The organism is Variovorax sp. V35 (assembly GCF_041154465.1).
In the GTDB taxonomy this organism is placed as follows: Bacteria; Pseudomonadota; Gammaproteobacteria; order Burkholderiales; family Burkholderiaceae_C; genus Variovorax; species Variovorax boronicumulans.
In genome coordinates this window covers 3,908,727-3,927,139 of sequence record NZ_AP028666.1, presented here as the reverse complement: position 1 = coordinate 3,927,139, position 18,413 = coordinate 3,908,727, and the positions used below count along the sequence as shown (strand labels likewise).

The window sequence follows — 18,413 nt, the reverse complement described above, 5'->3', positions numbered from 1 at the left end:
TGAATGAATGCGTGGATGGGCGGCGTGTCGTTGTTCGCCTTGCCGCCACCGTCCGACGATTCTCAAAAACCAAGCTGAAGACGAGCTTCGCGTTTGCTGAAGGCCTCATGAAGGGCCCCTGCCATGGGCGATGATCGACACATGTCAGCTCAGCTTCTTCTTCCCGGAATCGATCCCCCGCCGCGGCCCCTGCCGCGACCGCGCGGCACCCAGGCCCCTCGCAAGGCGCCGCTGCCGCACTCGCTTTTCTTCGCACTGCTTCCCACCCCGCAAGACGCCGAAACCATCGCCGCGCTCGGCGCGCGCATGAACTCCCAACACGCCCTGAAGGGCACGGTGGTCGAGGCGCAGCGCCTGCACGTCACGCTGTTCGACCTCGGCAACCACGACCAGGTGCCCGCCGACAAGGTGGCCCAGGCATCGACCGCGGCCGCCGCGGTGCCCGTGCCGGCGCTCGATGTCGTTTTCGAAAAATCCATGAGCTACGCCAAGGGCGCGCTGGTGCTGTGCGCCGACGACGAGGCCAACGTCGCGGCCCTGCGCGCGTTCAGGCAGCGCCTGGGCGAGGCGCTGGCCGATGTCGGCCTGAAGCCCTCGCGCGCGTTCACGCCGCACATGACCGTCGCCTATGCGCGGCGCAAGCTCGAAAAGCACGCGCTCGAAGCGCCCGCGCGGTGGGCCGCCCACTCACTGGTGCTCATCGACAGCCACGTGGGCGAGGGCGTGCACGAGGTGCTGGGCCGCTGGCCCGCCTAGGCGCCGTCCTGATCCGCAAACGTGTCGAACAGCAGCCCGCGCAGCCACTGGTTGCCCGGGTCGCGGTGCACCTTCGCGTGCCAGAACAGGTTGATCGCGATCTGCGGCAGCGTCACCGGGTGCGGTCGCCACACCAAGCCGAAGGGCTCGGCGATGCTGCGCGCCAGCCGCTCGGGCACGGTCGCGATCATTTCGCTCGACTGCAGGATGTGGCCGATGGCCACGAAGTGCGGCACCTTGAGCCGGATGCGGCGCTGGATGCCCTGCGCCGCCATCACGTCGTCGGCCTTGCCGTGGCCCGTGCCGGCGGCCTGCACCTGCACGTGGTCGGCCGCGCTGAAGTCCTTCAGTGACACGCTGCGCTTGCGCGCCAGCGGGTGCGTGCCCGCGAACAGGCACACATACCGCTGCAGGAACAGCCGGCGCTGGAACACGCCCGACTTGAGCTGCGGCAGCAGGCCGATGGCGATGTCGACATGGCCGGCCTCCAGGTCGTCGCGCAGGTGGGTCGCGGTGTTGTTGCGCAGCGTGCTGATGGTCACGCCCGGCGCGGCGGCCGAGAGCGTTTCCATGAGGCGCGGCGTGAAGTAGATCTCGCCGATGTCGGTCATGGCGAGCGTGAAGCTGCGCGTGCTCGTGGCGGGGTCGAACACCACCTGCTGGTTGAGCGCCGTGTGCAGCGCACCCATGGCGTAAGCGACCGGTTCGGCCAGCTGCAGCGCGAAGGGCGTGGGCTCCATACCGCGCGCGGTGCGCAGAAAAAGCTCGTCGCCCAGCAGCTTGCGCAGGCGCGCCAGTGCGTTGCTGATGGCGGGCTGCGACAGGCCCAGCGACTCGGCCACGGTCGACACGCGTTTCTCGGCCAGCATGCGGTCGAACACCAGCAGCAGGTTGAGGTCGATGTCCTTGAGTTGCATGGCGCACCTTTATTCATGCTGGTGATACAGCCGATTCACCAGATTCTATTGGTCAATCGGAAGAGGCCGCGCATCATCCGTGCCCAGAGACAAGCCGGCCCTGCCGCCGGCGCCAGAAAAAGAGAGCCCGACGATGGACCTGCACATTCACCCCCTTGCCCGCACCCTCGAGGTCCGCCCCGGCGCGAACCTGCTCGAGGTGTTGCGCGAGCACCAGGTGCCGGTGTCGTACAGCTGCATGTCGGGGCGCTGCGGCACCTGCCGCTGCAAGGTGGTGTCGGGCCAGCTGCTCGACGGCGGGCAGGACGCGATCCGGCCCGACGGGCAGGGCGAGCGCTACGTGCTGGCCTGCCAGAGCACGCTGACCGAAAGCTGCACCATCGAGATTCCCGAGCCCGACGAGGTGGTGGTGCACCCGGCGCGCGTGCTCAAGGCCACGGTCACGGGTATCGACGTGCTCACGCACGACATCCGCCGCCTGCGCCTCAAGCCCAACAAGCCGCTGGAGTTCTCGCCGGGCCAGTACGCGCAGCTGCAGTTCGGCCCCGAGCTGGCACGGCCGTACTCGATGGCCGGGCTGAGCCGCGACGCGGAGCTCGAATTCCATGTGCGCCGCGTGCCGGGCGGCCGCGTCACCGCCCATATCTTCGAGCAGCTGCAAGTGGGCGACACCGTGCGCGTGAGCGGCCCGCTGGGCACCGCCTACCTGCGCACCAAGCACCGCGGGCCGATGCTCTGCGCGGCGGGCGGCACGGGGCTCGCGCCCATCCTGTCGATCGTGCGCGGTGCGGTCGCGGCGGGGTTGATGCAGCCGATCCACCTTTACCTCGGCGTGCGTTCAGACGCCGACGTGTACGGCCTGCCCGAGCTGCGCGAACTGCAGGCGCTGCACCCCGGCCTGAAGGTGCACGTCGTGGTGGTCGCCGGCCCCGCGCGCGACGGTCAGCGGCTGGGGCTCATCACCGACGCGATCCGCGCCGACCTGCCCGCGGGGCTCGACGGCTGGCGCGCCTACCTGTGCGGCTCGCCGCCCATGGTGGAGGCCGCGAGCCGGCTGGTGCAGGCGCACGGCCTGGCGCCCGAGCAGACGCATGCCGATGCCTTCTACCTGCAAGGCACCTGAAGAACCGAACAAGAGAAAAGGAGACCCGATGACCACGCCAGCCGTCTTCCCCATCGAACTGCGCTGGGAGAGCGAGAAGACCAGCCGCATTCCCTTCATGGCCTACACCGACGAGGCGCTGCACAAGAAGGAGCTGCAGCGCTTCTTCTACGACAAGCACTGGTGCTATGTCGGCCTCGAAGCCGAGATCCCGAACCCGGGCGACTTCAAGCGCACCGCCATCGGCGAGCGCTCGGTCATCCTGTCGCGCGACGAAGAAGGCGCGATCCACGTGTTCGAGAACGTCTGCGCCCACCGCGGCATGCAGTTCTGCCGCGAGCGCCACGGCAACAAGAAAGAGTTCGTCTGCCCCTACCACCAGTGGAACTACACGCTCAAGGGCGATCTGCAGGGCGTGCCGTTCCGCCGCGGCGTGAAGCAGGACGGCAAGGTCCACGGTGGCATGCCGCCTGACTTCAAGACCGAAGACCACGGCCTGAACAAGCTCAAGGTCGCGTCGCGCGGCGGCGTGGTGTTCGCGTCGTTCGACCATGACATCGAATCGTTCGAAGATTTTCTCGGCCCCGACATCCTGCATTACTTCGATCGTCTGTTCGACGGCCGCAAGCTCACCATCCTGGGCTACAGCCGCCAGCGCATTCCGGGCAACTGGAAGCTCATGCAGGAGAACATCAAGGACCCGTACCACCCCGGCCTGCTGCACACCTGGTTCGTGACCTTCGGGCTCTGGCGCGCCGACAACAAGTCGGAGCTGAAGATGGACGCGCACGGCCGTCACGCCGCCATGATCTCCACGCGCGGCAGCGCCGGCAAGGCCGCGCAGGTGACGCAGGTGTCGAGCTTCAAGGAGAGCATGCAGCTCAAGGACCCGCGCTTTCTGGACATCGTGCCCGAGCCCTGGTGGGGCGGGCCGACGGCGGTGATGATGACGCTGTTCCCCAGCCTCATCCTGCAGCAGCAGGTCAACAGCGTGTCGACGCGCCACATCCAGCCCGTGGGCCACGACGCCTTCGATTTCGTGTGGACGCATTTCGGCTTCGAGGACGACACGCCCGAGATGACGCAGCGCCGCCTGCGCCAGGCCAACCTGTTCGGGCCGGCGGGCTTCGTGTCGGCCGACGACGGCGAGGTGATCGAGTTCTCGCAGGAAGGCTTCGAGCAGAAGCCCTACCACCGCACGCTGGCCGAACTCGGCGGGCGCGAGGTCGAGAACACCGACCACATGGTGACCGAGACGCTGATCCGCGGCATGTACCGCTACTGGCGTGAAGTGATGGAGGCCGCATGAGCACGCTCGACACCGCCACCTACCTCGACCTGTCGCGCCTGTATGCGGCCTACGCGCACGCCGTCGATTCGGGCGACTGGGACCTGTGGCCCGCGTTCTTCACCGAGCAGTGCAGCTATCGCCTGCAGCCGCGAGAAAACCACGAGCGCGGCCTGCCGCTGGCCACGCTCTCGTTCGAGAGCCGCGGCATGCTCGAAGACCGTGTCTACGGCATCAAGGAGACGCTGTTCCACGACCCGTACTACCAGCGCCACGTGGTGGGCCTGCCGCTGGTGCACCGCGTCGACGACGACGGCACCATCCACAGCGAGGCCAACTACGCGGTGTTCCGCACCAAGCTCGACGGGCCGTCGACCGTGTTCAATGTCGGGCGCTACATCGACAAGGTCGTGCAGACCCCTGAGGGCTTGAAATTCGCGTCGCGCCTGTGTGTGTTCGACAGCGAAATGATCCCGAACTCCATCATTTATCCCATCTGAAACCGAGCCATGCCAGAAAAAGAACCAGAGACCCACGGTGCCCCGTTGCGCCGCTTCACCGACCCGGCCTACGTGCCGCTGTGCGCCAACCTGGCCGAGGTGCGAGAGAACATCGACCGGCTCGACCGCCAGATCGTCGCGCTGCTGGCCGAGCGTGGCCGCTACGTGAAGGACGCCGCGCGCTTCAAGCGCGACGCCTTTCAGGTGTCGGCGCCGCAGCGCCAGCAGGAAGTGATCGACAAGGTGAAGGCGCTCGCCGAGAAGGAGGGCGCCTACCCCGAGGTGGTCGAGGCCGCCTACCGCGCGCTCATCGCAGGCTTCATCGCGCGCGAGCAGCAGGACCACCGGGGCATGGTCGACGTGGAGGTGCAGCCATGACGCGCGCACGCCTTTTCGTCGCCTTCACCGCCGTGGCCATGGCCGCCGCCGCCCATGCGCAGGAGTGGCCGCAGCGCCCCGTGCGCATCGTGGTGCCGTTCGCGGCAGGCTCGTCGCCCGACATCCTGGCGCGCATCGTCAACGACAAGCTCGCGGCGCGCATCGGCCAGCCGCTGATCGTCGAGAACAAGCCCGGCGCGGGCGGCAACAGCGGCACCGACGCGGTCTCGAAGGCACAGCCCGACGGCTACACCTTCCTGCTGTCGGTGAACGCGCCACTGGTCTACAACACCATCCTCTACAAGAACCTGCCGTACGACCCGTTCAAGGACCTCGTGCCGGTGTCGCTGGCCGCGACCACGCCGAACGTCTGCGCGGTCTCGAACTCGATGGGCGTCGATTCGGTCAAGGGTTGGCTGGCCGCGATGAAGAAGAACCCCGGCAAGTTCAACTTCGCCTCGACCGGCAACGGCTCGATCTCGCACCTGGGCGTGGAGCTCATCAAGGCCAAGACGCAGTCGTTCGCGGTGCACATCCCGTACGCGTCGTCGGGCCAGGCCGTCACCGCCATCGTGCAGGGCGACGTGCAGTACGCCTGCCTGCCGCCGGTCACGGTGATGCCGCAGGCCAAGGCGGGCCGCCTGAAGGCGCTGGCCGTCACCTCGGCCGAGCGTTCGGCATTGCTGCCCGAGCTGCCGACGTTGCGTGAGTCGGGCCTGCCCGACATCCAGGCCGTGCCATGGTTCGCCTACATGGCGCCCAAGGGCACGCCGAACGACGTGGTGCAGCGCATGAGCCGCGAGATTGCTGCCGCGCTGAAAGACCCCGAGACGGTCAAGCGCCTGCAGACCGCGTATTTCGACCCCGTGGGCAGCACGCCCGAAGGTTTGTCGAAGTTCATGGACGAGGAGTTGCGCCGCTGGAAGCCGGTGATCGACCGCGCCGGCCTCAAGCCCGATTGAGAAAAGGGAGCACACGATGAGCACGATGACCTGGGTCGACGCCGCGGCGGTCGAAGACGTTCCCGCCGACGACGTGGTCGGCATCGAGGTGCAGGGGCGCGACATCGCGCTGTACGGCACCGACGATGGCATCCACGCCACCGACAACATCTGCACGCACGGCCATGCGCGGCTGTGCGACGGTTTCCTGGAAGGCCACGAGATCGAATGCCCGCTGCACCAGGGCCGCTTCGACGTGCGCAGCGGCAAGGCCATGTGTGCGCCGCTCACCGAAGACCTGCGCACCTATCCGGTGAAGATCGAAGGCGGGCGGGTGTTCCTGGCGTTCGAAGGCTGAACTGTTCTGCCTACGGCGGGCGCGATCTGTATCGGTTCACGCCGGACCGGTTGGCGACAATCGAGGCCCGTTTTCCTGGACATCCGATGACAGAACCACACAGCCGCGACCAGATCGCTGACCTGATTGCCGCCGAACTGGGCCACCGTTTCGACGGCGAGATCCTGGCCGGCGGCCACTACGTGCCGCTGGTGCGCGACGGCCGCACCGTCTACCTCAGCGGCCAGGTGCCGCGTGTGGGCACCACGGTGGTCGTCACCGGCCGCGTGGGCGATGCCGTGTCGCTCGACACCGCGCGCGAAGGCGCCCAGATCTGCGCGCTGCGCAGCCTCGCGTTGCTGCGCCGGGCGCTCGGCTCGCTCGATGCGGTCGAGAAGGTGCTGCGCGTCGGCGTGTTCGTGCAGTGCACGGCCGACTTCACGCAGCAAAGCGAGGTGGCCGATGCCGCGTCCGACCTGCTGCACCGCGTGTTCGGCGAGGCCGGCGTGCATGTGCGCACGGCGGTCGGCGTCTATGCGCTGCCGAAGAACGCGACGGTCGAGGTCGAGATGACTGTCTCGACTATCGACGCGGCCTGAGTCAGCCGCGCTCGCGGCGCGCGGGTTCGCTGCGGTGCAGGTGCACCGCCAGCGTGTCGCGCGGCGGGCGCACCGCGCATTGCGCCAGCAGCCGGCCGGCTTCGCCCCGGTGGTAGCCGTTGTGCGTCACGACGTGCGCCAGCATCTCTTCGCGCGTCATGCAGCCCTTGTCGCCGTCGGTGAACACGAAGGGCAGCGGCTCGGCCAGCAGCGCCGGCGTGAGCGTGTCCAGGTAGGCGAGGTACCAGCGGTCGGACTCGGCCACGGCCGCGCGCAGGTCGGCCAGCGTCGGCGTTTCGGGCGTGTTGTCGTCGGTGAAACCGTGCGGCGTGCCCGTGAGGTGGCCCGCGAAGATCCGGTTCACCACGTGGGCATGGTTGACCACGCGGATCGCGGCATGCCGGGCGTCGGCGTGCTGCACGGGGTCGAGGCTGGCCATGCGGTCCAGCAGCTCGTCGTTGGCCCACGCGTGGTACTGGAACAGCGTGCGCAGCAGGGGTGGGGCGCTCATGTCGGGTGTCCTTGTCATCGGGGAACCCGGATGTTCGCGGCAGGCGCGGCGCCTGTCCACCCGAAACAGGATCAGTGCTCGCCGAGCATCCAGCGCGTGCGGTCGCCGCGCCCCGGCAGGTGCAGCGCGGCGGTGGCCGCGGGCGTCTCGGCCAGCAGCCGGCCCTTGCGGAACACCTTGAGCCGCGTCGCGCGCAGGCGGATGGCCTCGACCGGGTCGCGCGCCTGCAGCAGCACGAAGCTGGCGTCGCAGCCGGCTTCCAGGCCGTAGCCGTCCAGGTGCATCACGCGCGCCGCGCGCGTGGTCACGGCCTCGAAGCACTGGTGGATACCGGCCTGGCCGGTCATCTGCGCCACGTGCAGGCCCATGTGCGCTACCTCGAGCATGTCGCCCGAGCCCATGCCGTACCACGGGTCCATCACGCAGTCGTGGCCGAAGGCGACATTCACGCCGGCCGCCAGCAACTCGGGCACGCGCGTCATGCCGCGGCGCTTGGGGTAGCTGTCGTGGCGGCCCTGCAGCGTGATGTTGATGAGCGGATTCGACACCACGCTCACGCCGCTCTCGGCAATGAGCGGCAGCAGCTTGCTCACGTAGTAGTTGTCCATCGAGTGCATCGAGGTGCAGTGCGAGCCCGTCACGCGACCCTGCAGGCCCAGGCGCAGGGTTTCGGCGGCCAGGGTCTCGATGTGGCGCGAGAGCGGGTCGTCCGACTCGTCGCAGTGCATGTCGACCAGCTTGCCGCGCTCGGCGGCCAGCTCGCACAGCAGCTTCACGCTGGCCGCGCCGTCGGCCATGGTGCGCTCGAAATGTGGAATGCCGCCGACCACGTCCACGCCCTTGTCAAGCGCGCGCGTGAGGTTGTCGACGCCGCCCGGCGAGCGCAGCACGCCATCCTGCGGAAAGGCCACCAGCTGCAGGTCGATGTACGGCGCCACCTGGCGCTTCACCTCGAGCAGCGCATCGACCGCGAGCAGGCTGGGGTCGCTCGTGTCCACGTGCGAGCGGATCGCCAGCAGGCCCTTGGCCACGGCCCAGTCGCAGTAGGCGAGCGCGCGTTCGATGAGCGCGTCGGCCGTGAGCAGCGGCTTGAGCTCGCCCCACAGCGCGATGCCTTCGAGCAGCGTGCCGCTCTGGTTGACGCGCGGCTGGCCGTAGCTCAGCGTGGCGTCCATGTGGAAATGCGGGTCGACGAAATGCGGCGTGAGCAGCAGGCCTTGCGCGTCGAGCGTTTCGTGCGCGGGTGCGGCAAGGCCGGGCGTGACCTCGGCGATGCGGCCGTCCTGCACGGCAACCGACATGCCGGTGCGGCCGTCGGGGAGGGTGGCGTGGGTGATAAGAAGGTCGAGCATCGGTGGGGTGTCTTTTTTCGAGGGGCACTCAGCGCGTGCGCTGCGCGCGGAAGCGGTATTGCCCTGCGGCCGGCCCGACCTCGATGGTCACGCGGCGCAGCTTGTCGTCGTGGCCCGAGTCGGCCTTGGCCGTCACCACGATGCCGCGCGGCGTGGCGCGGCAGGTGAGTTCGCTCAGGGAGATTTCCGCATGGTCGTTGTCGAGCTCGGCGATGGCGGTGGTGTGCACGGCGTACAGGCTGTAGCTGCGGTCGGCCTCGCCGCGCGCCATCCACTGCACGTAGAGGAACGACTGCGCGAAGGCTTCGGCGTGGATCACGCGGTAGGTGCCGTGGTGGTCGGTGCCCCAGGTGCCGCAGGTCTGCACCCAGGTGACGGCGTCGTGGGTGGCGAAGCGCTCGGGGCCGTAGTCGGCACCCAATGCATGAGCGCCATTGCCGGCCAGGGCGAGCAGCGCGGTGGCCAGCAGGCGACGGAGGCGGGGCCGCGTCATCGGCATGTCAGCGTTCTCCCTTGCGGTAGGGTTTCATCAGCGCCTGCGGGTAGCTGGCCTTGCGTGCCACCAGCACCAGCGCCAGGATCGACAGCAGGTAGGGCAGCATCAGGTACAGCTGGTAAGGCAGCACGGCATCGCCCGATTGTTGCAGCCGCAGCTGCAGCGCGTCGAAGAACGCGAACAGCAACGCGCCGAGCAGGGCCTTGCCGGGCCGCCACGAGGCGAACACCACCAGCGCCACGCAGATCCAGCCGCGCCCGTTCACCATGTTGAAGAAGAAGGCGTTGAAGGCCGACAGCGTGAGGAACGCGCCGGCCACGCCCATCAGCGCCGAGCCTGCCACGATGGCGCCGGTGCGCGTGGCTGCGACCGACACGCCCTGGCTCTCGGCCGCCTGCGGGTTCTCGCCCACCATGCGCAGCGCCAGACCCAGCGGCGTGCGGTACAGCACCCAGGCCACCGCCGGCACCAGCAGCAGCGCGAACAGCGTGAGCGCGGTCTGCGCGTTGAGGATGGGCACGGGCAGCCAGTCCATCGGCGCGAAGGGCGTGATGGTCGGCGGCGTGTTCACCTTCGGAAAGCTCACGCGGTAGCCGAAGTAGCTCAGCGCCGTGGCCAATAACGTGATGCCCAGCCCCGAGACGTGCTGCGACAGCGCGAGCCCGACGGTCAAAAAGGCGTGCAGCAACCCGAACACCATGCCCGTGAGCGCGGCCACGCCGACGCCGGCCCACAGCGGCGCGCCGGCGTACACCGCGAGCCAGCCGGTGAAGGCGCCCGCGACCATGATCCCCTCGATGCCCAGGTTGAGCACGCCCGCGCGCTCGCACAGCAGCACGCCCAGCGTGCCCAGGATGAGCGGCGTGGCGATGCGCAGCACCGCGACCCAGAAGGCGGGGTTGGAAAGAATGTCGAGCAGATCGGTCATTTCGTCACCCGCACGCGGTACTGCGTGAGCAGCGTGGCCACCAGCACCGCGATCAGCGAGGCCGCGACGATCACGTCGGCGATGTAGGTCGGCACGCCCACGGCGCGGCTCATGGTGTCGGCGCCGACCAGCACGCCGGCCACGAACACGCCGGCGGCGATCACGCCCAGCGGGTGCAGGCCGGCGAGCATCGCGATCACGATGCCCGTGTAGCCGTAGCCCGGCGACATGTCGAGCGTGACGTAGCTCGTGCGGCCCGCCACCTCGATGGCGCCGGCCAGCCCGGCCAGCGCGCCCGAGAGCAGCGCCACCATGACCACGGTGCGCGTCACCGGCACGCCGGCGAAGGCGGCGGCGCGCGCGTTGGCGCCCACGGCGCGGATGTCGAAGCCCAGCACCGTGTACTTGAAGATCGCCCACACGATCACCGCGAGCGACACGGCCCACAGCAGCCCGGTGTGCACGCGCGTTTGGGCGATGAGCTTGCCAAGTTCGAGGTCGGACTGCAGCGACACGCTCTGCGGCCAGCCCATCGCCGTCGGGTCTTTCATCGGCCCGTCGAGCAATGCGGAAACGCCGAGCAGCACGATGAAGTTGATCAGCAACGTGGTCACCACCTCGTCCACGCCGAGCTTGTTCTTCATGAGCGCCGGGCCCAGCAGCATCAGCGCGCCGGCCACCGCAGCGGCCAGCATCATCAGCGGGAACAGCACCCACGGCGACAGCTCGAAGCCCGTGCTGCCGTGCATGCCGCCCACGGCCACGGCAGCCAGCGCGCCCGCAAACAGCTGCCCCTCGGCGCCGATGTTGAAGAGCCGGGCCTTGAACGCGACCGTCGCGGCCAGGCCGGTGAGGATGAGCGGAATGGCCCGCGTCAGCGTCTCGCTCCATGCGAACACCGAACCGAAGCCGCCCTGCAGCAGCAGCGCGTAGGTGCGCCCGACCGGCGCGCCGGCCCAGCGCACGAGCAGCGCGCTCACCAGCAGCGTGAACACGACCGCGCCGATCGGGGCCAGCACCAGCGCAGCGCGCGAGCTTTCGTGGCGTCGTTCGAGGCGCATCATGCGGCGGCTCCCGGGCGTTGCGGCGCGGTGGCGCCGGCCATCGCCAGGCCGATGGCCTCGCGTGTCCAGGCCGCGGCCGGGCGCGCCTCGCCGAGGTGGCCGCCGTGCATCACGGCCACGCGGTCGCCGAGCGCGAGCACTTCGTCGAGGTCGTCGGAAATGACGAGCACCGCCGCGCCGGCGTCGCGCGCGGCAATGAGCTGCTGCTGCACATAGGCGACGGCGCCGATGTCCAGGCCCCAGGTCGGCTGGTGCGCCACGATGAGGCGCGGGGCGCGGTTCGGGTACTTCTTGTTGTCGGTGTCTTGTTCCACTTGCTCGGGCGCCAGCAGCGCCCGCCCCAGGATCAGTTTCTGCATGTTGCCGCCCGAGAGCGAACGGGCCGGCGACATCAGGCCGGCGCCGCGCACGTCGAAGGCTTTCTCGATGCGCCGGGCGTGCAGCCGCGCGGCGGCGCGCCGGACGATGAACGACCAGCGTGAAAAGACGGGGCTGCGCAGCCGCTCGGACACGGCGTTCTCCCACACCGGCAGGTCGCCGACCACGCCGACCGCGTGCCGGTCTTCGGGGATGCGCGCCACGCCGCGTTGCACCAGGCGGGCGGGCGAGGGCGGCAGCGCGCGGCCCATGAACTGCGCGCTGCCGGAGACGGCGCGGCGCGTGCCGCTCAGCAGCTCGGCCAGCGCGACCTGGCCGTTGCCGGAGACGCCGGCGATGGCGGTGATTTCGCCCGCGCGCAGCGTGAGCGACACCTCGCGCAGGCGGTCCTGCCCGCCGTCTTTGGTCGATGCGGTGCTCACATGGTCGAGCACGCAGACCGCGTCGCCCACCGATTTCGCGGGCCGGCGCTGCGGCGCCTCGACTGCGTGGCCGACCATCCACAGCGCGAGCTGCGCCTGCGTGGTGTCGGCCGTGCGCGCCTCGGCGACGAGCTTGCCGCCGCGCAGCACCGCGATGCGTTGCGACACGCGCAGCACCTCGCCGAGCTTGTGGCTGATGAAGATGACCGACAGGCCTTGCGCCACCATCTGCGCGAGCGTGGCGAACAGCGCCTCGCTCTCCTGCGGCGTGAGCACGGCCGTCGGCTCGTCGAGGATCAGGATGCGCGCGCCGCGGTACAGCGCCTTGAGAATTTCCACGCGCTGGCGCTCGCCGACCGAGAGGCTGCCGATGGTCGCGTCGGGCTGCACCGGCAGGCCGAAGCGCTGCGCCACCTCGAGCAGCCGCGCACGGGCCGCCGCGCGGCGTGAGACCGGGCGCCACAGCGGCTCGGTGCCCATCGTCACGTTGTCGAGCACGCTGAGGTTGTCGGCCAGCGTGAAGTGCTGGTGCACCATGCCCACGCCGGCGGCCAGCGCGGCCTTGGGGTTGCCGGGCGGCAGGGGCGAGCCGAACACTTCGATTCGGCCTTCGTCGGCGACGTAGTGGCCGAACAGGATCGACATCAGCGTCGACTTGCCGGCGCCGTTCTCGCCGAGCAGCGCGAGCACTTCGCCGGCCTGCAGGTCGAGGGAGATGGCGTCGTTGGCCACGAGCGGGCCGAAGCGCTTGGTGATGCCCTGGAGGCGGAGCACGGTGGGGTTCATGGGCAGACAGGTGGCGACGGCAGGTCGCGGCAGAAATTCTCGATGGCCCGGGCGGAGGCGGCGGGCGAGGCCTGCAGCAGGCCGTGGGGGCCGTCGAGCTGCACCAGGTGCAACGCCGACAACCCGCGCTGAATGGCGGCCACCGCGCGGCGCGGCACCACGCGGTCCTGCAGCGCCTGCAGGTACATCGCCGGCACACGCACCAACGGCAGCTTGTCGCGCACGTCGACGCGCTGCACTTCCTTCATGCGGTGGGTCATGACCGCGACCGACACCTGCTTCAGCGAAGCCTGGAGCATGTCCGACAGGTGCGGCGACGCCGAGCCGCCCAGCAGCAGGTGCCGCATCGGCGCGCGCATGAGCTTCGAATGCAGCAGGCGCATCGACAGGTCGAGCAGGCCTGCGCGCATCAGCGCCAGGCCGGGCGCGGGCCGGCGAGCGAAACTGCAGCACAGGATGAGGCCGCGCAGCCCCGGTGGGCGCGAGGCTGCGAGGGAGATGGCCAGCGGCCCGGAAAACGACTCGCCGAGCAGCACGAAAGGCTGATGCGTCGGCAGTTGCGCGCGCACCAGCGGCTCGAGTTCGTCGTAGCCCAGCACCTGGCGGCCCGGGTAGCGCACGACGTCGATGGTGGCCTGCGGCCCCAGGGCCTGCGCCAGCGGCGCGAAGAGATCGCCGGTGCCGTCCATGCCCGGCAGCAAGACCAGACGAGGCAGGCGCCCGGGCGCCACCGTCACTTCCACGCGGCCAGGAAGGCCAGCATGACCTTGGCCGAGTTGTCGGCCGCGATGCTCATGAAGGTGCCCATCTCGTTCTCGCCGTCGCCGCCGCCCGCGAGGTCGCTGAGCGAGCGGAAGGCGATGTAGGGCACGCCGTTGCTGTAGGCGACCATGCCCACGGCGGCGGTTTCCATGTCGAGCACGTTGGCCTGGAAGGTCTTGTAGGTGTATTCGCGGTAGGCCTTGTTGTCCATGAAGGCCTGGCCCGAGACGCCGTTGCCACCCACCACCAGCTGCGGCTTGCGCGGCAGGCACTTGCCGGCGCCGCAGTTCGCCAGCTCGACGTTGCGGATGCTGCGCGCCACCTCGAGCATCTTCGGATCGGCCGCGAACCAGAACTTGCGCTCGATGCCCGGCTTGGCGGCCGAGCGCACCTCGACCGGGCGCGGGAAGTTCATGCCGAAGTTGGGCAGCGTGGCGTCGGTGATGAAGGGCGGCGCGCTGTACTTGCCGGGTGCGGTCTCGCGTGCCATGAGCACCTCGAGGTACTGGCCCCACTGGGCCGGCACCGTCACGTCGCCCACGTGCAGCGACGGGTTCACGCCGCCCGCGATGCCGCTGAACACGATGCCGCTGATGCGAAAGCGGTTGAGCACCAGTTGCGTGTTCATGGTCGCGTTCGTCATGCTGATGCCCGAGAGGAACAGCACCACGGGCTTGCCTTCGAGCGTGCCGGTGGTGAACTCGACGCCGTTCACGCTGTGTTTGCGGGGACCCTGCAGGCGCGTGAGCAGCAGCTTGAGCTCGGGCTCGAAGGCCGAGATCACGGCCAGGCGCGGCGTGTCGTCCAGCCGCGTGCTGCTGTTGATGCTGACGACGTCCGACTTGTAGACGCCGACGCAGCCCGTCAGCACGAGACCGAGCGCGGCGGCCAGGACCGGGCCGCGCAGGCGCTGGAGAAGCGAGGAAGTGTTCGTCATGGTCATCAGGAGTTGGTGGGCGGGAGTGAGGGGCGGTGTGCGGCGTCGGGCGTGGCGATCCAGGCTTGCAGCGCGGCGACGCGCGCGTGCTTCGGTGCCAGGCCGACGAAGGTGGTGTAGGCGGCGAGCGCCTTGGCGTCGTTGCCGGCCTGCAGGTAGGCGTCGCCCAGGTTCAGGTAGGCGAGGGCGCGGCTGCCGTCCATGTCGATGGCCTGCTCGAACCAGCGCGCGGCCTCGACCGGTTTGCCGCGCTTGAAGTACACGAAGCCCAGGTTGTTGGCCGCGAGTGCAAAACGCGGCTGCAGCTTCAGCGCCTCGGTGAAGGCGGCTTCGGCCTCGTCGTAGCGGCGCTCGCGGTACAGCTGCAGGCCGCGGTCGTTGGCGCGCTGGGCGGCCACGCGCGGCGTGAGCGGCGCGGCGGCCGGCATGGTCAGCTTGGTGTCGGCGCCTTCGAGGTTCTTCACCACCACTTCGACGGCAGCCGGGCCGGCCTTGGCCGCCTTGGCCGTCTTGGGTACGGCCGCCGCATGCACGGCCTGCTCGTTGGCCTGGTCGATGCGCTTGTTGACCTGGCTGGCGGCGGCGTCGAGCTGCAGGCTGTCGCCGCTGAGGCCTTCACGTTCGACGGGCAACGCGAACACGAACTCGCCGCCCTCCGAGCCCGGCAGGCTGCCGAAGGCCGGCGTCTGCCGCGCGATGGCCGAGACCGCCGGCGCCACGTAGGCCGCGAGTTCGGTGCCGGTGATGACGTTGTCGCCATTCAGGTCGGCCTTGCCCGACAGCGCCTGCAGCATCGTCCAGGTGAAGACCGAGTGGCCGCCGGGACCGTCGTCGGCCACCTGCTGGTCGGCGCCGCCGGCGGTGAGCATCTGGCGGCCGATGCGGCGCGCGTTGTCGGTCAGGAAATTCTTGTTGCCCTGCGCCGCGCCGCCGCGCGTGAGGCCCAGGCCCGAGTAGCAGGCGTCCACGAGGAACAGCACGTGCTTGGCCGACAGCGCCTCGGCCACCTCCTGCAGCTGCGGCATCGAGATGGCGTCGGACGGCAGGTTGTCCAGCGTGGCATCGACCGGCACGATGTAGCCCACGTCGCGCCCGCTCGCGAGCTTGCGGGTGCTGCCATGGCCGGCAAAGAACACCAGCACGCGGTCGTCGCGCTTCACGCGCTTGCCGTCGGTCAGCTTTTCGTTCAGCGCGCGCAGGATGTTGGCGCGCGTGGCCTGGTCGTCGTACAGCGCCGTGATGTTCTCGGGCTTGAAGCCGAAGCGCGTCACGAGCAGCTGCTCCATCGCCTTGGCGTCGGGCACCGCGTGGTGCAGGCCGGGCCATTTGGCGTACTTGTCGATGCCGATCACCAGCGCGTGGCTCTCGCGGTAGAGCGTGTCGCCCGAGGTGGCCGCCACGCCGTCGTCGGGCGCCGCCTTTTTCGATGCGCTCACGACGAACTTGCCGTCGCGCCAAGTGGCGAAGCGGTAGCCGTCGGCCACCAGCTGGTCGAGCACCGTGGGCAGGGCCTGCACGGTGCGGCCCTGGATGTCGTGGAACAGGATGACGCCGCGCTTGGCCTTGTCGACCTCGGCCAGCACGCGGTCGGCGATCGACTTGGGCACCGGGTCGGCCCAGTCCATCGAGTCGACGGTCCACATCATGGAGCGCAGCTTGAGCGCCTCGACCGTGCTCAGCTTGGCTTCGTTGCGCGCGCCATACGGAAAGCGAAAGAGGGTGGACTGCGGCCGGCCGGTGGCGTCGAGCAGCGCTTCGGTCTCGCTGGCTTCCACGCGCACCGCGTCGTCGGTCATCTTGGCCATCATGCCGTGGCTGAAGCTGTGGTTGGCGAGCACGTGGCCGGCGGCCAGCACCCGCTTGGCCGCCGCGCCGGTGGCGCTGAGCTGGGCCTTGCCCTGCGCGTCGAGCTTGCCCAGGTTGCGCCCGAGCTGGAAGAAGATGGCGGGCGCGTCGTAGCGCTTCAATATCTCCAGGATCTCGTCTGTGTGCTTGGCGTGCGGGCCGTCGTCGAAGGTCAGCACGACGGTCTTGGCGGGCAGCGAGGTGCCGAAGATCTCGCGTGCGTCCGCGCTGTCCTTTTCCTTGGCGCCGCCCGGGGGCTGCGTGTAGGGAACGATGGCGCCGAAGTCTTTCAGGATCTGTTCGCGCGAGTACAGGCCCTGCAGCTTGGCCACGTAGTCGGCCCACTTCTCGCGCTTGGGCTCGATGCCGCGCTGCGCGAATCGGCCGAACACGTCTTTCAGCTCGCGGTCGTAGGCCTGCTCGATCTCGGCGAGCACGGCCAGGTCCTCGCTGGCGCGCCGGCCGAGCTTGAGCCCGGACAGCGACTGCGCCTGGCTGTAGCGCGTGCTCAGCTCGGACAGGAATTCCTTGAACGCCAGCCGGTCGGCGTCGAACCAGCTGGGCTCGCTCTCGATGCGGTCGAGCAGCGCGTTCAGGCCCGCCACGGCGGCGGGGTCCGTCATGTCCGCGGCCTGGGCGATCAGCGCCTGCTGGCGCTCCTGCATCTCGTGGAACAGCTGCTGCCCGACGGCGCTGACGGCGCGCTTCTCGGCCGCCTCGAGCGCACGCTCGCCGGTCATCAGCACGATCATCTGGCGGTGCGCGGCGAGCAGGGCGTCGGCGCGTGCCTGCAGCGCGGTTGGAATGCCGACCGGCGCCGCGACCACCGGCGGCGCAACGGCAGCGGGTGCCGAGGCGGCCGATGCGGGCACCTCGGCCGCCGGGGCGGTGGCCGTGGCCGCCGGCTCAGGTTGACAGGCGGCGAGCCCGGCGGCCAACGCCGCGATGGCCATGCCATGGATTGCGGTCTGCCATCGCGCACGCTTCATGGGTTCGGGTCTGCTCGCTTGTCTGTCTGCTGGTTACTTGGCGGTGGACTTCGGCTGGGCGTCGTCCACCTTCACGGTGAACTTGCCGGCCAGGATGTCGGCCTGCTTCGCCTTCACCTTGGCCACGATGTCGGCCGGCACCTTCTTCTCGAAGGTGCCCAGCGGCGCGAGTTCGGAGCCCTTGTGCTTCATGTGCGAGTACACGCCGTAGTCTTCGGCGGCGAACTTGCCTTCCTTCACCAGCTTGATGGCGCGGTCGGCCGAGGGCTCGAAGTTCCACAGCGCCGAGGCGATCACCGTGTCGGGGTACTGGGCCTGCGTGTCGATCACGTTGCCGATGGCGAGCTTGCCCTTTTCCTTGGCCGCGTCCGACACGCCGAAGCGCTCGGCGTACATGATGTCGGCGCCCTTGTCGATCATCGCGAAGGCCGCTTCCTTGGCCTTCGGTGGGTCAAACCAGCTGTTGATGAAGCTCACGCTGAACTCCACCTTCGGGTTCGTTTCCTTCGCGCCCGCCATGAATGCGTTCATGAGCCGGTTCACCTCGGGAATCGGGAAGCCGCCGACCATGCCGATGCGGTTGCTCTTGGTCATGCCGCCCGCGACCATGCCGCTGAGGTAGGCCGGTTCCTGGATGTAGTTGTCGAACACCGAGAAGTTGGGCGCCTGTGGCTTCAGCGACGAACCCATGAGGAACGCCACCTTGGGGAAGTCCTTCGCGACCTTGCGCGCCGCCGCTTCCACCCCGAACACCTCGCCCAGGATCAGCTGGTTGCCGCCCGTGGCGTACTCGCGCATCACGCGCTCGTAGTCGGCATTGCTCACGTTCTCGGTCGCCTTGTATTCGATCTCCCCACGCGCCTCGGCCGCCTTCAGCGCCTTGTGGATGCGGCCCACCCATTGCTGCTCGAACGGCACCGTGTACACGGCAGCCACCTTGAGCTTGGCCTGCGCGAGCGCAAGGCCCGGGGCGCCCGCCGCAAGCGCTGCGGCAACGGCGATGGAACGAACGATCAATTGACGGCGTGCTGTCACGGTCTTCTCCTCGATGAAATGAAAGAACCAGCCCTGCAATCCCCATGCCCACCCACCGAATCGAGCCGGCCGCGAGCGGCCGGCTCCCTT

Annotated in this window: 19 protein-coding genes; 8 read left to right on the top strand and 11 right to left on the bottom strand. The window is 69.2% G+C overall.

Features of this window, described 5'->3' with window-relative positions:
- Positions 1-306 precede the first annotated feature (306 nt).
- A complete protein-coding gene (locus ACAM42_RS18180) occupies positions 307-756 on the top strand; it encodes a 2'-5' RNA ligase family protein (protein WP_369628946.1) in 450 nt (149 codons plus the stop codon).
- Here the strand turns inward: ACAM42_RS18180 and ACAM42_RS18175 are convergent.
- Positions 753-1,673, bottom strand: a complete 921-nt coding sequence (locus tag ACAM42_RS18175; protein ID WP_369628945.1) for a LysR family transcriptional regulator — start codon at positions 1,671-1,673, stop codon at positions 753-755. The genes ACAM42_RS18180 and ACAM42_RS18175 overlap by 4 nt on opposite strands.
- 133 nt (positions 1,674-1,806) lie before the next feature.
- Here ACAM42_RS18175 and ACAM42_RS18170 point away from each other — a divergent pair, with 133 nt between their 5' ends.
- The 7 genes from ACAM42_RS18170 to ACAM42_RS18140 all read left to right on the top strand — a co-directional run bounded on the left by ACAM42_RS18170 (position 1,807) and on the right by ACAM42_RS18140 (position 6,818).
- On the top strand, positions 1,807-2,796 hold the full coding sequence (locus ACAM42_RS18170) for a 2Fe-2S iron-sulfur cluster-binding protein (protein WP_369628944.1): 990 nt from the start codon (positions 1,807-1,809) through the stop codon (positions 2,794-2,796).
- A 28-nt stretch (positions 2,797-2,824) separates the two neighbouring features.
- Positions 2,825-4,084: an aromatic ring-hydroxylating dioxygenase subunit alpha gene (locus tag ACAM42_RS18165; protein ID WP_369628943.1), complete on the top strand. Its 1,260-nt coding sequence runs from the start codon at positions 2,825-2,827 to the stop codon at positions 4,082-4,084.
- Entirely contained in the window at positions 4,081-4,563 is a 483-nt protein-coding gene (locus ACAM42_RS18160; protein ID WP_056580648.1) for a nuclear transport factor 2 family protein, read from the top strand. Before ACAM42_RS18165 ends, ACAM42_RS18160 begins: the two co-directional genes overlap by 4 nt.
- A gap of 9 nt (positions 4,564-4,572) precedes the next feature.
- On the top strand, positions 4,573-4,941 hold the full coding sequence (locus tag ACAM42_RS18155) for a chorismate mutase (protein WP_062477800.1): 369 nt from the start codon (positions 4,573-4,575) through the stop codon (positions 4,939-4,941).
- Positions 4,938-5,903, top strand: a complete 966-nt coding sequence (locus tag ACAM42_RS18150; RefSeq protein WP_369628942.1) for a Bug family tripartite tricarboxylate transporter substrate binding protein — start codon at positions 4,938-4,940, stop codon at positions 5,901-5,903. The genes ACAM42_RS18155 and ACAM42_RS18150 overlap by 4 nt, the downstream gene beginning before the upstream one ends.
- A gap of 16 nt (positions 5,904-5,919) precedes the next feature.
- Positions 5,920-6,240 carry a non-heme iron oxygenase ferredoxin subunit gene (locus tag ACAM42_RS18145; RefSeq protein ID WP_369628941.1) on the top strand — a complete coding sequence of 107 codons (321 nt, stop codon included), beginning with the start codon at positions 5,920-5,922 and terminating at the stop codon, positions 6,238-6,240.
- 86 nt (positions 6,241-6,326) lie between these two features.
- The gene (locus ACAM42_RS18140; protein ID WP_095745366.1) at positions 6,327-6,818 is read left to right on the top strand and encodes a RidA family protein; all 492 of its coding nucleotides are present in this window, start codon (positions 6,327-6,329) and stop codon (positions 6,816-6,818) included.
- Position 6,819: 1 nt separating this feature from the next.
- On the opposite strand, the gene ACAM42_RS18135 is transcribed toward ACAM42_RS18140, so the two are convergent.
- The 10 genes from ACAM42_RS18135 to ACAM42_RS18090 form a co-directional block, all read right to left on the bottom strand.
- Positions 6,820-7,329, bottom strand: coding sequence for a DinB family protein (locus ACAM42_RS18135; protein WP_307588350.1), 510 nt, complete (start codon positions 7,327-7,329; stop codon positions 6,820-6,822).
- 71 nt (positions 7,330-7,400) lie between these two features.
- The gene (locus ACAM42_RS18130; RefSeq protein ID WP_369628940.1) at positions 7,401-8,681 is read right to left on the bottom strand and encodes an amidohydrolase family protein; all 1,281 of its coding nucleotides are present in this window, start codon (positions 8,679-8,681) and stop codon (positions 7,401-7,403) included.
- 28 nt (positions 8,682-8,709) lie between these two features.
- The gene (locus ACAM42_RS18125; protein WP_369628939.1) at positions 8,710-9,174 is read right to left on the bottom strand and encodes a hypothetical protein; all 465 of its coding nucleotides are present in this window, start codon (positions 9,172-9,174) and stop codon (positions 8,710-8,712) included.
- A gap of 7 nt (positions 9,175-9,181) precedes the next feature.
- Entirely contained in the window at positions 9,182-10,105 is a 924-nt protein-coding gene (locus tag ACAM42_RS18120; RefSeq protein WP_099789232.1) for an ABC transporter permease, read from the bottom strand.
- The gene (locus ACAM42_RS18115; RefSeq protein WP_369632781.1) at positions 10,102-11,166 is read right to left on the bottom strand and encodes an ABC transporter permease; all 1,065 of its coding nucleotides are present in this window, start codon (positions 11,164-11,166) and stop codon (positions 10,102-10,104) included. Before ACAM42_RS18115 ends, ACAM42_RS18120 begins: the two co-directional genes overlap by 4 nt.
- Positions 11,166-12,755, bottom strand: coding sequence for an ABC transporter ATP-binding protein (locus tag ACAM42_RS18110; RefSeq protein WP_159276918.1), 1,590 nt, complete (start codon positions 12,753-12,755; stop codon positions 11,166-11,168). Before ACAM42_RS18110 ends, ACAM42_RS18115 begins: the two co-directional genes overlap by 1 nt.
- The gene (locus ACAM42_RS18105; RefSeq protein WP_369628938.1) at positions 12,752-13,498 is read right to left on the bottom strand and encodes an alpha/beta fold hydrolase; all 747 of its coding nucleotides are present in this window, start codon (positions 13,496-13,498) and stop codon (positions 12,752-12,754) included. Before ACAM42_RS18105 ends, ACAM42_RS18110 begins: the two co-directional genes overlap by 4 nt.
- Positions 13,489-14,454 (bottom strand): 5'-methylthioadenosine/S-adenosylhomocysteine nucleosidase, encoded by a 966-nt coding sequence (locus ACAM42_RS18100; protein WP_307588341.1) that lies wholly within the window; start codon positions 14,452-14,454, stop codon positions 13,489-13,491. The genes ACAM42_RS18105 and ACAM42_RS18100 overlap by 10 nt, the downstream gene beginning before the upstream one ends.
- Positions 14,455-14,459: 5 nt before the next feature.
- Positions 14,460-17,288: a polysaccharide deacetylase family protein gene (locus ACAM42_RS18095; RefSeq protein ID WP_369628937.1), complete on the bottom strand. Its 2,829-nt coding sequence runs from the start codon at positions 17,286-17,288 to the stop codon at positions 14,460-14,462.
- A 33-nt stretch (positions 17,289-17,321) separates the two neighbouring features.
- A complete protein-coding gene (locus ACAM42_RS18090; protein WP_369628936.1) occupies positions 17,322-18,323 on the bottom strand; it encodes a BMP family protein in 1,002 nt (333 codons plus the stop codon).
- Between the last annotated feature and the right edge of the window lie 90 nt (positions 18,324-18,413).

Excerpts from the sequence above, each read along its gene's own strand:
- ACAM42_RS18145 (WP_369628941.1), top strand. The coding sequence starts at position 5,920 with ATGAGCACGATGACCTGGGTCGACGCCGCGGCGGTCGAAGACGTTCCC.
- ACAM42_RS18180 (WP_369628946.1), top strand. The coding sequence starts at position 307 with ATGAACTCCCAACACGCCCTGAAGGGCACGGTGGTCGAGGCGCAGCGC.
- ACAM42_RS18165 (WP_369628943.1), top strand. The coding sequence starts at position 2,825 with ATGACCACGCCAGCCGTCTTCCCCATCGAACTGCGCTGGGAGAGCGAG.
- ACAM42_RS18130 (WP_369628940.1), bottom strand. The coding sequence starts at position 8,681 with ATGCTCGACCTTCTTATCACCCACGCCACCCTCCCCGACGGCCGCACC.
- ACAM42_RS18170 (WP_369628944.1), top strand. The coding sequence starts at position 1,807 with ATGGACCTGCACATTCACCCCCTTGCCCGCACCCTCGAGGTCCGCCCC.
- ACAM42_RS18175 (WP_369628945.1), bottom strand. The coding sequence starts at position 1,673 with ATGCAACTCAAGGACATCGACCTCAACCTGCTGCTGGTGTTCGACCGC.
- ACAM42_RS18160 (WP_056580648.1), top strand. The coding sequence starts at position 4,081 with ATGAGCACGCTCGACACCGCCACCTACCTCGACCTGTCGCGCCTGTAT.
- ACAM42_RS18140 (WP_095745366.1), top strand. The coding sequence starts at position 6,327 with ATGACAGAACCACACAGCCGCGACCAGATCGCTGACCTGATTGCCGCC.
- ACAM42_RS18095 (WP_369628937.1), bottom strand. The coding sequence starts at position 17,288 with ATGAAGCGTGCGCGATGGCAGACCGCAATCCATGGCATGGCCATCGCG.
- ACAM42_RS18150 (WP_369628942.1), top strand. The coding sequence starts at position 4,938 with ATGACGCGCGCACGCCTTTTCGTCGCCTTCACCGCCGTGGCCATGGCC.
- ACAM42_RS18155 (WP_062477800.1), top strand. The coding sequence starts at position 4,573 with ATGCCAGAAAAAGAACCAGAGACCCACGGTGCCCCGTTGCGCCGCTTC.
- ACAM42_RS18100 (WP_307588341.1), bottom strand. The coding sequence starts at position 14,454 with ATGACGAACACTTCCTCGCTTCTCCAGCGCCTGCGCGGCCCGGTCCTG.
- ACAM42_RS18115 (WP_369632781.1), bottom strand. The coding sequence starts at position 11,166 with ATGCGCCTCGAACGACGCCACGAAAGCTCGCGCGCTGCGCTGGTGCTG.
- ACAM42_RS18135 (WP_307588350.1), bottom strand. The coding sequence starts at position 7,329 with ATGAGCGCCCCACCCCTGCTGCGCACGCTGTTCCAGTACCACGCGTGG.
- ACAM42_RS18120 (WP_099789232.1), bottom strand. The coding sequence starts at position 10,105 with ATGACCGATCTGCTCGACATTCTTTCCAACCCCGCCTTCTGGGTCGCG.
- ACAM42_RS18110 (WP_159276918.1), bottom strand. The coding sequence starts at position 12,755 with ATGAACCCCACCGTGCTCCGCCTCCAGGGCATCACCAAGCGCTTCGGC.
- ACAM42_RS18125 (WP_369628939.1), bottom strand. The coding sequence starts at position 9,174 with ATGACGCGGCCCCGCCTCCGTCGCCTGCTGGCCACCGCGCTGCTCGCC.